The following is a 12,720-nucleotide window of genomic DNA, read 5'->3' on the forward strand; positions in this document are numbered from 1 at the left end:
AACGTCGCCGAATCGATGGCTTGCTGCTCGTGATCTGTCATCGGGGCGATGGGCCCAGTTCGGGGTACTCGCTTGACTCCGTATCGCTTTTCGATACCATCGACAAACGATAATATCGATGAACGATGTGGAGCAGTGCTATGCCTCTCAACAGATCCACCCCACTGAAATGGACGGCGATCACCGTCCGCGTCCTCCTGGTCCTGTTCGCGGGAATGATGATCTACACGGTCGGGGGCGCTGCCTTGACCGGCGGAGAGAACTCCTTCGGTTCCCGCGGCGCCCAGAGCTTGGTGTGCGTGTCGGCGCCGGGCATACCCGCCGTAAAGGGCAACTTTCTAGAGGATCCCCAACGCCGGAAGGCCGCGTTCACGAGCACCGTCCACGACGACCCGTACCCCGTGAAGAAGGGGGTCGAGTTCCAGAACCCGCCGCCTCAGATCTGCCAGGACGACTCCAGCCTCGGCACCCAGCTGCTGTATCAGAGCTCGCGCTTCGCCACCCCCCTCATGCTGCTCATCGCGCTCTTCCTGCTCGAGCGGCTGATCAGAGACGCGCGACGGGAGAACGGTTTCGATGAGGGGATCGTCCGCAGACTGGTGTTCCTCGGTGCGTTCCTCGGTGTGAGTACGCTCGCGGCATCGCTCTACACGACCATCGTTGAGACCAGCCTGGCCGTGTCGATGGTGGACAGCTCCGTCAAAAGCGTGTGGGACATGGCCCTGTTCGGCTGGGTGTTCCCGTGGGCGTACCTGGTTGCCGGGCTCGGGCTCGTGGTGATGTCGAAGGTCGTCCGCGCCGGTGCGCACATGCGCGAGGAACTCGAAGGAACAGTCTGATGCCGCCCGCCGAAAACCCCGAGCACGCCGTCGAGGTGCATCTGGACCAGTTGCTCGAAGCGCGCGGCATGACGCTCGTCGAGCTGGCCGACAGGGTGGGGATCACCAACGTGAACCTGTCGATCCTCAAGAACAACCGCGCCAAGGCGATCCGGTTCTCCACGCTGAGCAAGATCTGCGAGGTCCTCGACTGCCAGCCCGGCGACCTGCTGTCCTTCAGGCCCCGCTCCTAGCGGGATGACGGAGGAGCTGTTGCTCCCGTCAGGGGCCAGGAGCAACAGCTTGCGATGCGATCGACCAAGAAATGAAAAACCACCCCCGGACGGCAGTTGAGCCGTCACGGGGGTGGTGCGACAAGCAAAGGAAGTCAGCCCTTTTCGGCTTCTCCGGTGGCCTGCTCCAGAGCGTCTTCGGGAGACGCCTCCAGGTCCTGTTCGGCGTCGGCGCCCGCCTGGGCGGAGGCCTTGTCGAGGCGGACCCAGCTGGTCACGCTCTCCACCGCGAACAGCACGAACAGGTAGGCCGTCAGCACCGCCAGCACCGGCGTCAGCCAGCCCAGCGCGGCGCCCACGCCGATGATCAGCAGCCGCAGCTCCCAGCCGAGCCCCGCGTGGAAGACCCAGGCGGGCGGCCAGATGCTCTGCCGCGTCCGGTAGACGGTGTCGTACGTGTGATAACCCACCACGTACACGAGCACGAACAGCAGCCACTTCGGCACGTCGGCCGCCAGCCCCACCGCGATGATCGTGAGGAACTCGGCGCCGCGCAGCAGTGGCGGGGTGAGCCAGTCGAGGCGGCCCAGGTGGTCGCGGGGCGCGGTCGGCAGCACCAGCAGGAGCACGAGCAGCGGCGGCACGAGCAGGATCGGGCCACCAGACTTCAGCACCCCGGAGACCGTGACGGCCACGACCGCCAGCAGGGCGATGAGCGTGGCCGGCACCGGTGGGATGCCCTTGCCGATGCGGCCGGCCAGCGCGTGGACGAGGGGGCCGTCGTCGCGGTAGGCGAGTAGGCGGGCGGTCTGGATGCGGCGGCGTTCCTCGTCGGGATCCGGCGTGGGAGTGCCTGCGGCCAGTGGTGCGGTGATCATGCGAGCGACCTCATGAGGCGTCCGGTGAGGGTGTAGGCGGCGGCGACGGAGCCCCAGATCACCAGCGTGAGGAAGGTGATGCGGGCGTCGAAGAGGGCGGCGGTGATCGCGATGGCCGCGAACCGCTCGCCGATGGGGAAGACGATCATCTTACGCGCCCAGTGCACCGCTTTGAACCGCCCGGCGCGGCTCCACATCTTGAGTACGCCGCGGATGCCCTGGCTGCGCTCCACCTTACGACGCTCCAGCGCCTTGCGCAGGGCGCGGTCGTCAGGGGCGTTCAGGGGAAGCGTGGGCAGCTGGGCGGGCGGCTTGCGGCGGTTGGAGATGCCGAAGGAGAAGTCGAGCAGGTGGCGGGTGGACTGCAGGCCGAGCGCCGCCAGTGCGAGGATCCAGATGTCGTCGCTGTTGCCCGACACGACCCAGCCGACGGCGAGGCCGGCGAAGACGACGTACTCCTTGAACCGGTCGAAGGTGGCGTCAAGCCACGCGCCGAGCACGCCGAACTTACGGGCGTAGCGGGCGACCTGGCCGTCGACGCAGTCGAAGACGAAGGCGAAGTAGATCAGCACCCCGCCCGCCACCATCCACGGCCGATCGCCGGTGGCGAAGCAGGCCGCGGCCAGCACGCCGAGCGCGATCGAGATGAGCGTGACCTGGTTGGGCGTCAGGCCCCGCCGGGCGGCCCAGCGGGCGATGAAGCGGGAGTAGGTGGAGACGAAGTAGGTGGTGAAGAAACCGTCCGCGCCCTTGACCGCGTTGTCGAGCCGGGCCCGGTCCTCGTCGATGCCGGACATCTCGATGCCGGCCTCGTTGGTCTCCTCCTGGGTGGTGACCCGGCGGTAGAACAGGTCGCGGCGGCCGCGGATGCCGACCGACATGCCGTTGCGGACCAGGCCGAAGACGATCAGCTGGATCAGGTCGTCGTCGGCGCCGAACGCGTCGGCCATGTCGGCGAGCTCACGGCAGGTCTCGGCCAGCAGGGGAGCGTTCCTGGCGCTCACGTGCAGGGGGCCGAGCAGTGCCGTGTTGGGTCTGGTCACCGCGTGGTTGGCGGTGCCGACGGAGATGACGCGGGACTTCCCGGCGCGCGCGCGGACGGGCAGCCCTTCGAGGGTGTTGAGCCCGATCTCCGGCTCCGCCTCGTCGATCGGGACGAGTTCCTCCTGCGCCTGATCGATGGTGTCCGGACGCGGCTCCTTGGCGACGAGGGCCAGCGCACCGCGCTTGGCCTTGGTGATCTGGTAGATCAGCTCGTCGTGGACGATCGAGTTGTCCGGGATCAGGAACAGGTTCTCCGTTGCGGACTCGGCGACATCGGCCAGCGCGCGCAGAGCGCCGGCCAGGTCGCCGGGCTCGATCATGGCCGGCTGCGGATCCAGGGAGAGGATCTGGCTGCGCAGCCGTTCGGCCACGGTGGGATTGCCAGGCAGCGCGGCCAGCCTCAGGCCGGTCGGAGCGGTGTCAGGGCCGGGCGAAGAGCCCAGCAGGACCACGCGGGTCATGACTCCCTTTCGAGGCGGTTGCGGGGGGTTGAACAACGGGTAGAGCGGGGACGGACGTCAAAGTCTAGTGAGGGTTCCGCAAAGTCGCTCCATCCGAGGTGCGCAAAGCCCGCTCCACCCGAGCATGACCTTGGTGCGCCATAGGATGGGTGGGTGAGTCTCTATCGTGACGAGGGCGTCGTTCTGCGTACGCAGAAGCTCGGCGAGGCCGACCGCATCGTCACCATCCTGGCCAAGCGCACCGGCAAGGTCCGGGCGGTCGCGAAGGGCGTGCGCCGCACCACTTCGCGCTTCGGGGCCAGGCTGGAGCCGTTCACCCACGTCGACCTGCAACTTCACACCGGCCGCACACTCGACGTCGTCACGCAGGCGGAGACCATCAGACCCTACGGCGAGGCCCTGGCGATCGACTACCCGCGCTACACCGCGGGCACGGCGATGCTGGAGACCGCCGACCGGCTGACGCACGGCGAGAAGGAGCCGGCGCTGCGGCAGTTCCTGCTGCTGGTGGGCGGGCTGCGCACACTGGCCGACGGCGAGCACGAGGCCAGGCTGGTGCTCGACGCCTACTTCCTGCGCTCGCTGGCGGTCGCCGGCTACGCCCCCGCGCTGGACGCGTGCGCCAGGTGCCAGGCCCCGGCGATCAGGGCGTTCGCCATCGTGGCCGGTGGCGTGGTGTGCGGGGCGTGCAAGCCGTCCGGATCGGTGGTGCCCGCGGGGGAGACGATCGGGCTCATGACCGCGCTGCTGCGCGGCGACTGGGCGGCGGCCGACGCGTCGCAGGCGCGGCATCGCGGCGAGTGCAGCGGCCTGGTCGCCGCATATCTGCAATGGCATCTCGAACACGGAATACGCTCTCTCCGACACGTAGAGAGGGAGCCTGTGTGAACGTTCGACCGCCGACCCCGCATCCGTCCGGCGCGGTTCCGCCGCCGATCCCGCGTGACCTGGTGCCCAGGCATGTGGCCATCGTCATGGACGGCAACGGCCGCTGGGCCAAGTCGCGGGGGCTGCCCCGTACCGAGGGGCACAAGGCGGGCGAGGCGTCGTTGTTCGACGTTATCGAGGGCGCGCTGGAGCTGGGCGTTCCCTACCTGTCCGCGTACGCCTTCTCCACGGAGAACTGGAAGCGCTCGCCCGACGAGGTCCGCTTCCTCATGGGCTTCAACCGCGACGTCATCCGCCGCCGTCGCGACGAGTTGCATGCGATGGGCGTACGGGTGCGCTGGGCGGGCAAGCCGGGCCGTCTCTGGAAGAGCGTGATCTCCGAGCTGCAGAGCGCCGAGGAGCTGACCGAGCGCAACCGCAAGCTGACGTTGCAGTTCTGCGTCAACTACGGCGGCCAGGCGGAGATCGTCGAGGCCGCGCTGCGGCTGGCGGACGACATCGCATCGGGCCGGGTCAAGCCGTCGAAGGTCAACGAGAAGGTGTTCGCCCGCTATCTCGACGAGCCGGAGATCCCGGAGGTCGACCTGTTCGTGCGGTCGTCGGGGGAGCAGCGCTTCTCCAACTTCCTGCTGTGGCAGTCGGCGTACGCCGAGATGGTGTTCCTCGACCGGCTCTGGCCGGACTTCGATCGCCGCGACCTCTGGGAGGCGTGCGAGATCTACGCCAAGCGCGACAGGCGCTACGGCGGGGCGCTGCCGAACCAGGTCTAGAGCACCTCCGACCGTGAGTCGTCGAGATTACATTTCATGACTTGTCATGTCTTGTTGTGGTCAGACCCTTGCAAAGCTGACACGTTCTCTTCAGTCTTCTGCCCATAGGCGTAAAGATCAGCTCTACTCCCATGGCGTGAAGGAGAGCGTGTGCCGTCCACCCCCCATTGGCGTGCGATTTTGATCGCGGTCGCCGCCGTTGTCACCCTCATCCTCCCTCAGGGCGTGGCCCAAGCCGCGCCCGACCCGGGCAAGATCAACAAATCCGTCCAGGCCGACCTGGCCGCGGACGGAAAGGCCACCTTCTGGGTACGCATGAAGGGCACCGCCGACCTCAGCGGTGCCCGCCGGGCCGCGACCAAGGACGACAAGGCCGAGCAGGTTTTCGAGGCCAAGACCGCCAAGGCCGACACCTCGCAGGCGGCCCTGCGTAAGCTCCTGGAGTCCCACCAGGCCGACTACACCCCGTACTGGATCGTCAACGCCGTCAGAGTGACCGCCGACGCCAAGCTGGCGGCCGAGATCGCCACCCTGGCGGACGTGGACCGCATCGACCCGGTGCGTACCGTGTCGCTGCCGAAGCCGGACCCCGGTAAGGCCGAGGCGAAGGTCAACGCCGTCGAGTGGAACATCGACCGCGTCAACGCCCCGCGCGTCTGGAACGAGTTAGCCGACCGCGGCGAAGGCATCGTGGTCGGCACCATCGACAGCGGCGCCCAGTTCGACCACCCCGAGCTGGCCGCGGCCTACCGTGGCAGGAGCCCGGACGGCTCCGTCGACCACAACTACAACTGGTTCGACCCCGCGCACATCTGCCCGAGCGCGGCGCCCTGTGACAACCTCGGGCACGGCACGCACGTCATGGGCACCATGGTCGGCGCCAGCGGCATCGGGGTCGCGCCGGGCGCCAAGTGGATCGCCGCCAAGGGCTGCGAGGTCAACACCTGCACCGACGCCTCGCTGCTCGCCGCCGGCCAGTGGATGCTCGCCCCGACCGACCTGAACGGCGCCAACCCGCGCCCCGACCTGGCCCCCGACATCGTCAACAACTCCTGGGGCGGCGTCGGCTTCGACCCCTGGTACAAGGAGACCGTCGAGGCGTGGATCGCCGCCGGCATCTTCCCGGCCTTCGCCAACGGCAACGAGGGGCCCGCCTGCCGTACCAGCGGGTCGCCCGGCCAGTACGCGATCAGCTACAGCGCGGGCGGCTTCGACATCAACAACGTCCTGTACGCCCGCTCCAGCAAGGGCGAGGGCGAGAACGGTGAGATCAAGCCGAACCTCGCCGCCCCCGCCGTGAACGTCCGTTCGTCGGTGCCCGGCAACGGCTACGACAGCTACACGGGCACCTCGATGGCCTCGCCGCACCTGGCGGCCACGGTGGCGCTGATCTGGTCGGCCTCGCCGGGGCTGCAGGGTGACGTGGCCGCCACCCGGCCGCTGCTCGACAGCACCGCGATCGACGTCAACGACACCAGTTGCGGCGGCACCGCCGCCGACAACAACGTCTGGGGCGAGGGCCGCCTGGACGCCTTCGCCGCGGTGCAGGCCGCGCCGCGCGAGGGTCTGGGCGAGCTCAAGGGTACGGTCACCGCCGGCGGCAGCCCGGTGTCCGGTGCCACGGTCACCTTGTCCGGGCCGCTGAGCCGTACGGTGGTCACCGGGACGGACGGGACGTACGCCATCCCGCGCCTGCTGCCGGGCGACTACCAGATCGGCGCGGAGAAGTTCGGCTACGACAAGGGCACCGCGACGGCGACGATCACGGCCGACCAGAGCACCACGGCCGACGTGGCGATGACCCTGCGGGCCGCGGGCGTGGTGACCGGCACGGTCACCACGGCGGGCACGCCGGAGCCGGGCGCCAAGATCGAGGCCGTCGGCACGCCCGTCAGCGCGGTCACCGACGCCGCGGGCCGCTACCGGTTCTCACTGCCGAACGGCACCTACGACCTCAAGCTCACCCCAGTCTCCCGCTGCTCCAGCGGCGCCACGGCGTCCGTCACGGTGGCCGGGGACGTGACCAAGGACATCGAGCTGCCGTTGCGTGGCGACAACTTCGGCTACACCTGCCGGAGCGCCGCCGAGCCGTACGTCGCGGGCACCAACAAGCTCGCGCTCACGGGCGACGACGAGGCGCAGCAGGTGACGCTGCCGTTCCCGGTCCCGTTCTACGGCGCGGGGCAGAGCAGCGCGTGGATCAGCACCAACGGGTTCGCCAGCTTCGCCACCGACAAGATCGTCACCGGCAGCAACGGCCGGCTGCCCAGCGCGGGCACGCCGAACAACGCCGTCTACCCGTACTGGGACGACCTGGTGGTGGACGCCGACAGCGGTATCTACACCGGTGTCACGGGTACGGCGCCGCACCGCCAGTTCGTGGTCGAGTGGCGCAACGTGAAGTTCTACTCGGCCACCGACCAGCGCGTCTCGTTCGCGGCCCTGCTGGGCGAGGACGGGACGATGAGCTACCGCTACAAGGACATCGAGAGCGAGCGCGACAAGGGCACCAGCGCGACGGTCGGCGTCGAGAACGCGACGGGCACCGACGCGTTCCAGTACTCCTTCGAGGAGGTCGCGCTGGCCAACGGGCAGAGCCTGACGTTCATCGCGAGCAGGCACGGCCTGGTGACGGGCACCGTCACCGACGCCAACGACGGCAAGCCGCTGGCGGGCGCGACGGTGAAGGTGGGCGACGTGGCCACCTACACCACCGGCGAGGACGGCACGTTCTACGGGCAGGTCCTGGCCGGCGACTACGAGGTGCAGGTGTCGAAGGAGCATTACGGCACGTTCACGAAGGCCGTGACGATCGCCCCGACGACGGTCACCAGGATCGACACCGCGTTGATCACCGGCCGGGTCAGCCCCTCGGTGAGCGAGCTGACCGTGGTGCTGCCCACGAACGCCACCAGGACCCGCACGATGCAGCTGACCAACCTCGGCTCACCCACGGCGTACACCGTCACCACCGATCCGGCGCAGGGCTGGATCGGTGTCACGCCGACGGCGGGCGACCTCGCCAAGGGGCAGGCGGTGACCCTGAAGGTCACCGTGTCCAGCGCCGGCGTCCAGCCGGGCGCGCTCCGCTCGGGCAAGCTGATCGTGAAGTCGGCCAGCGGGCGGCAGCCGGTCATCGAGATCGCGGTGACGGTCGTGGTGCCCAAGCTTCAGGTGGCCGTGGAGGCCGGCGGCACCAAGGCCGTGACCGACACCGCCGGTGACGCCTGGACGCCCGACAAGAAGTACACCGCGGGCGGCTACGGATACATCGCCACCTCGACCAGTACGAGCACCTCGTCCAAGACCATCAAGGGCACCGACGACCAGTCGCTGTTCAAGACGGCACGCGAAGGGATGCTGGAGTACCGCTTCGACAACGTGCCGGCCGGGACGTACACCGTCGAGCTGGACTTCGCCGACGTGAAGTCGACGCAGATCGGCCGCCGGGTCTTCGACGTGCTCGTCGAGGGGCAGCTCGCGATCCCGGCGCTCGACCTGGCGCTGGAGGCGGGCACGTACACGGCCGTCAGCAGGCAGTACACGGTGAAGGTCACCGACGGCCAGCTCAACGTCCGCTTCGCGACGCGGGAGGGCAAGACGATCGTCAACGCCATCCGCATCTCGGAGCGGCCCGACAAGGCCTCGTGAAATGACCCGGGCCCGCCTCTAGGGCGGGCCCGGGAGCTCTTTTTACCGTATGTCTCGTACGGTGCGGCGGAAGGGCCCTGCGACGCGCTGAGCGGTGTACGTGGCGATGAGGCGGGGCGGCATGCCGTCGGCGGCCTCGGCCGAGTCGAAGACGGCCTGGGCGCCCGCCGTCGCCTTGATCCCGAACGAGTAGGTCCCGTTGCCGGTGAAGGCGTCGGAGACGTCGAGCTCGACGTCCCTCCCGTCGGTCAGCCCCTTGGCCGTGTCGAGCGCGGTGCCGAGCGATGGCCGGTTCTTCCAGGTGACGCCGTCCGCCCAGGTGGCTGCGACCTTGCTCACGGAGATCGAGCTGTCCGTGGTCCGCGCGGCCCGCAGCCTCAGCCTCATGGTGACCCCGGTCGCGCCCGCGGGCACCCCCACCACCGTGAACCGCACCAGCGACTGCCGCTCCGACCCGGCCGTGGCGTCACATGTGCGCGGGCAGGCCGCCAGCCAGGTATAGGCGGCGTGCGGCGTGTCCGGGTTGGCCTCGCTGAGGTAGGTGTCCTGGTCGACGGTCACCGAGACGCTCGCCGTCTCTGGGAGAGCTGTCTCTGGGAGGGTCGTGCGGGCGGCCACCGGGGTGGCACCGCCGACCCCCACTCCGGCGAGCATCGCCATGCCTGCCAGCGGCGCCCAGAGGCGGTGGGGCATGCCACCTCCACCGCCGCCGTTCATCGATCAAGAGTGACGTATATCCGGCCGCCTGTCCGCATTTTCGACAAGTCACTCGTCATCGGATGATCGTGGTCCAGTCGCGGCGGTCCTCGTTCACGACCGCGAGCTGCCGCTGGTGGACGTCGGCAGTCTGCCCGTCGGAGAAGTGCAGATACGTGTGGAAGGTGAAGGCCCAGGTGTCATCACCTTCCGGGTCGATCCGGACATTGATCGTCCCGCCCCACAGCCGTGCCAGGTCCCCGGGCGGGCTGGTGACGTTCAGCGGGATGAGAGCCGACCAGGCGTCCTCGGCCCATCGGCCGAGGACGCCGGTCAGGAGGGCGATGGTCTGCCCCCTACGGTCGCGGACGGTCACCGTGACGACGGTGTCGCCGTCCTTGGCCTCGTCGATGGTGTGGAAGCGGATCTCACCCGACTGGAGCAGCGCGGTGCCGGCGGGGGCGACGGGGACGGGGCTCGGACAGGCGAACATCAGAGCGGCTGCCAGCTTCATGATGGGGAACGCCACGGGGCCCTCCTCGTACGTGCGTGCTGGCAGTAATTCTCCTGTCACGAACAGCGATCGTCTATAGCCGAACGTGCCGGTAACCGTCGGTGGCCGTGATGAGCTCGTGCAGTGTGCCGGGCTCGGCGCCCGCGTGGCCGGCGTCCTCGACGATCCGCAGCTCCGCCTCCGGCCAGGCCGCGTGCAGGTCCCACGCCGCGTCCGGCGGTGTCTTCATGTCGTAGCGGCCGTTCACGATCACGCACGGGATGTGCCGGATCGCGGCCACGTCGAGCAGCTCACCCTCCTTCAGGAAACAGCCCTGGCTGAAGTAGTGCGCCTCGGCTCACCAGCTCCCGGTCGTCGAGGGGCGGTGGTGGGGCGGGGAGCAGCGTGTTCGCCGACAGCTCCCAGGCCGCCCACGCCCGCGCGGCCGGGACGTGCGCCTCCGGGTCCGGGTCGAACAACCTGCGATGGTAGGCGGCGACCAGGTCGTCCCGCTCCGCCTCCGGGACGAAGCCACGAAAGGCCGCCCACTCCCGCGGGAACAGCCGGGCCGCCCCGGTGCCGGTGAACGCCCACGCGTTGTCGGCCTCGGTCGCCAAGTAGACGCCCCGCAGCACCAGCTCGCTCACCCGCTCCGGGTGCCGCCGCGCGTAGGCCAGCGCCAGCGTCGACCCCCACGAGCCGCCGAACACCTGCCAGCGCTCGATGCCGAGCCGCTGCCTGAGCAGCTCGATGTCCGCCACGAGGTGCCAGGTGGTATTGGCCTTCAGCGAGACCCCGGGATCTGCCGCATGTGGCCGGCTGCGCCCGCAGTTGCGCTGGTCGAACAGGACGATCTTGTACGCCTCGGGGTCGAAGAACCGCCGTTGCGCCGGCAGCACCCCGCCGCCGGGACCGCCGTGGAGAAAGACGACAGGTTTGCCGTCGGGATTGCCGCTGACCTCCCAGTAGATCTCGTTCCCGTCGCCCACCTCGAGCATCCCGGTCTCGTACGGCTCAATCGGCGGATAAAACGTCTTTTGTCCCATAGCTATCAGACATACTCGCCACCGCCGCCCGGCGCGCACCCTGCGGTTGGACGGCTTGGGCGCGGACCATCCGGGCGTACAGGCCGTGCCGGTTGCTCAGCAGTTCGGGATGGGCGCCCCATTCGACGATGCGGCCCCCGTCCAGTACGACGACGGTGTCGAAGGTGTCCAGGCCGCCGAACCGGTGGGTGATCATCACCGTCGTCATTCCCCTGCGCCGTCGCAGCACCGCGTGGATGACCTCGCGTTCGGTCAGCGGGTCGAGCGCGGAGGTCGCCTCGTCCAGGACCAGGACGGGCGCGTCGCTCAGGAGCGCGCGGGCCAGGGCGATGCGCTGGCGTTCACCACCGGAGAACAGCGCACCCCGCTCACCGACCACGGAGTCGTAGCCGTCGGGCAGAGCCATGATCCGGTCGTGCATCCTGGTCGTCACGCAGGCCGCGACCAGGTCGTCCAGGCCGGCGTCGGGCGCGGCGTAGCGGAGGTTCTCGGCGATGGAGCCCTGGAAGAGCAGGGCCTCCTGCGGAGCCAGGCAGACGCGGCCGTCGATCCGCACCGTCCCCTCCGCCGGCTCGTACAGCCCGGCGAGCAGGTAGCCGAGAGTCGTCTTGCCCGATCCGTTCGGGCCGACGATCAGTGTCGCGGAGGCGGCGGGCAGGTCGAGGGTCACCTCGCGGAGCGCCCAGCGGGCCTCGCCGTCCGGTCCCGCGTAGGCGTAGGAGGCCCGCGCGACGCGCACTTCACCCGCTCCATCGCCGCGCACGGCGTGCGGCGGTCCCGGTGGCAGGTCCAGGTACTCGAAGACCCGCTCGAAGGCCGCCTGGGCGGTACGGAACTCGGTGGAGATGTGCAGGATCTGCCAGAGCGGCTGGTAGAGCCGCGACTGCAGCACCACGAACGCGATGAGCGTGCCGGGCGTGATCCCGTCCATGAGCCCGGCCGCGACGAACACGATGTAAGGCGTCAGGACGAAGAAGATGTGGCCCGCGCTCAGCACCGACTGAGCGGCCAGGCCGGCGCGGACCCCCAGCCGGGCCAGCCGCTCGCTCTCCGCACCGAACACCGCGGCCTCATGGCTGTCGCGTCCGTGCACCCGGGCGAGGGTGATGCCGCCCAGCGAGAGGCGTTCGGCGGCGATGGAGGCGATCTCCGCGCGGGCGCGCTGGCCGGCGGCAGACAGGATCTTGAGCGCGCGCCCCGAGCGGGCGGAGACCCACAGGATGGCCGGCGCCAGGCACAGGGTGACGCTCGCGAGCGGCCAGGACAGCGAGAACATCGCCCCCAGGGCGAACAGGAACGCGAGGAGGCTGCCGAGCAGGCTGGGCAGCGTGTCCTTGATCGCGTCCTCGATCTGGTTCGTGTCGTTGGCCAGCCGCGACTGGATCTCGCCGCTCCTGGCGGCGGCGAAGAAGCCGAGCGGCATCCGCTGCAGGTGGCCGAACAGCCGCGTACGCAGAGAGTGGATGACCCGCTGGGCCATGCGGCCCGCGATCCACGTCTGGGCCAGATCGACGCCCGCCGCCCCTACCGCCGTGACGGCCGCCAGACCGGCGATCAGCGCCAGCAGGTCGGGCCGCGGGCCGTCCTTGCCGAACAGGGCGCGGTCGAAGACGACCTGGGTCAGCAGTGGGATGGCGGCGTTCAGCGCGGAGAAGATCGCGACCAGTAGCACGACGAGCAGGACGGCGCGGCGATACGGCATGAACAGCCGGATGATCCTGCGGGTCGTCACGTCTGCCGCC

General features: G+C 69.4%; 12 protein-coding genes. 5 read left to right on the forward strand and 7 right to left on the reverse strand.

All coding sequences use genetic code 11. From position 1 onward, the window contains the following. Positions 1–140 precede the first annotated feature (140 nt). On the forward strand, positions 141–839 hold the full coding sequence (locus tag AB0B91_RS08725) for a DUF2975 domain-containing protein (RefSeq protein WP_358317577.1): 699 nt from the start codon (positions 141–143) through the stop codon (positions 837–839). Further along, positions 839–1,072, forward strand: coding sequence for a helix-turn-helix transcriptional regulator (locus AB0B91_RS08730; protein ID WP_358317579.1), 234 nt, complete (start codon positions 839–841; stop codon positions 1,070–1,072). Before AB0B91_RS08725 ends, AB0B91_RS08730 begins: the two co-directional genes overlap by 1 nt. Before the next feature lie 134 nt (positions 1,073–1,206). Here AB0B91_RS08730 and AB0B91_RS08735 read toward each other — a convergent pair whose 3' ends face one another. Together AB0B91_RS08735 and AB0B91_RS08740 are read right to left on the reverse strand one after the other, a co-directional pair. After that, on the reverse strand, positions 1,207–1,929 hold the full coding sequence (locus AB0B91_RS08735) for a DUF5941 domain-containing protein (protein ID WP_358317581.1): 723 nt from the start codon (positions 1,927–1,929) through the stop codon (positions 1,207–1,209). Next, positions 1,926–3,434 carry a CDP-alcohol phosphatidyltransferase family protein gene (locus tag AB0B91_RS08740; RefSeq protein WP_358317583.1) on the reverse strand — a complete coding sequence of 503 codons (1,509 nt, stop codon included), beginning with the start codon at positions 3,432–3,434 and terminating at the stop codon, positions 1,926–1,928. The genes AB0B91_RS08735 and AB0B91_RS08740 overlap by 4 nt, the downstream gene beginning before the upstream one ends. Before the next feature lie 153 nt (positions 3,435–3,587). On the opposite strand from AB0B91_RS08740, the gene recO reads away from it, so the two are divergent. The 3 genes from recO to AB0B91_RS08755 all read left to right on the forward strand — a co-directional run bounded on the left by recO (position 3,588) and on the right by AB0B91_RS08755 (position 8,743). After that, the gene (gene recO, locus AB0B91_RS08745) at positions 3,588–4,322 is read left to right on the forward strand and encodes a DNA repair protein RecO (protein WP_358317585.1); all 735 of its coding nucleotides are present in this window, start codon (positions 3,588–3,590) and stop codon (positions 4,320–4,322) included. Then, a complete protein-coding gene (locus AB0B91_RS08750; protein ID WP_358317587.1) occupies positions 4,265–5,092 on the forward strand; it encodes an isoprenyl transferase in 828 nt (275 codons plus the stop codon). Before recO ends, AB0B91_RS08750 begins: the two co-directional genes overlap by 58 nt. Before the next feature lie 150 nt (positions 5,093–5,242). Beyond that, positions 5,243–8,743 (forward strand): S8 family serine peptidase, encoded by a 3,501-nt coding sequence (locus AB0B91_RS08755; RefSeq protein WP_358317589.1) that lies wholly within the window; start codon positions 5,243–5,245, stop codon positions 8,741–8,743. Between the two features lie 42 nt (positions 8,744–8,785). Here the strand turns inward: AB0B91_RS08755 and AB0B91_RS08760 are convergent, their stop codons facing one another. The 5 genes from AB0B91_RS08760 to AB0B91_RS08780 form a co-directional block, all read right to left on the reverse strand. Next, positions 8,786–9,436 carry a DNRLRE domain-containing protein gene (locus AB0B91_RS08760; protein WP_358317591.1) on the reverse strand — a complete coding sequence of 217 codons (651 nt, stop codon included), beginning with the start codon at positions 9,434–9,436 and terminating at the stop codon, positions 8,786–8,788. 79 nt (positions 9,437–9,515) lie between these two features. Then, positions 9,516–9,968 (reverse strand): hypothetical protein, encoded by a 453-nt coding sequence (locus AB0B91_RS08765; protein ID WP_358317593.1) that lies wholly within the window; start codon positions 9,966–9,968, stop codon positions 9,516–9,518. Positions 9,969–10,026: 58 nt separating this feature from the next. Next, entirely contained in the window at positions 10,027–10,233 is a 207-nt protein-coding gene (locus AB0B91_RS08770) for a hypothetical protein (protein ID WP_358317595.1), read from the reverse strand. 10 nt (positions 10,234–10,243) lie between these two features. Further along, a complete protein-coding gene (pip, locus tag AB0B91_RS08775; RefSeq protein ID WP_358317597.1) occupies positions 10,244–10,930 on the reverse strand; it encodes a prolyl aminopeptidase in 687 nt (228 codons plus the stop codon). 16 nt (positions 10,931–10,946) lie between these two features. After that, on the reverse strand, positions 10,947–12,710 hold the full coding sequence (locus AB0B91_RS08780; protein ID WP_358317599.1) for an ABC transporter ATP-binding protein: 1,764 nt from the start codon (positions 12,708–12,710) through the stop codon (positions 10,947–10,949). Positions 12,711–12,720 lie beyond the last annotated feature (10 nt).

Source organism: Nonomuraea sp. NPDC049141 (assembly GCF_040648415.1).
Taxonomy (GTDB): domain Bacteria; phylum Actinomycetota; class Actinomycetes; order Streptosporangiales; family Streptosporangiaceae; genus Nonomuraea.

Bases quoted from the DNA above. Each gene is read 5' to 3' on its own strand.
- AB0B91_RS08725 (WP_358317577.1), top strand. From the start codon at position 141: ATGCCTCTCAACAGATCCACCCCACTGAAATGGACGGCGATCACCGTC.
- AB0B91_RS08730 (WP_358317579.1), top strand. From the start codon at position 839: ATGCCGCCCGCCGAAAACCCCGAGCACGCCGTCGAGGTGCATCTGGAC.
- AB0B91_RS08735 (WP_358317581.1), bottom strand. From the start codon at position 1,929: ATGATCACCGCACCACTGGCCGCAGGCACTCCCACGCCGGATCCCGAC.
- AB0B91_RS08740 (WP_358317583.1), bottom strand. From the start codon at position 3,434: ATGACCCGCGTGGTCCTGCTGGGCTCTTCGCCCGGCCCTGACACCGCT.
- AB0B91_RS08750 (WP_358317587.1), top strand. From the start codon at position 4,265: ATGGCATCTCGAACACGGAATACGCTCTCTCCGACACGTAGAGAGGGA.
- AB0B91_RS08760 (WP_358317591.1), bottom strand. From the start codon at position 9,436: ATGCCCCACCGCCTCTGGGCGCCGCTGGCAGGCATGGCGATGCTCGCC.
- pip (WP_358317597.1), bottom strand. From the start codon at position 10,930: ATGCTCGAGGTGGGCGACGGGAACGAGATCTACTGGGAGGTCAGCGGC.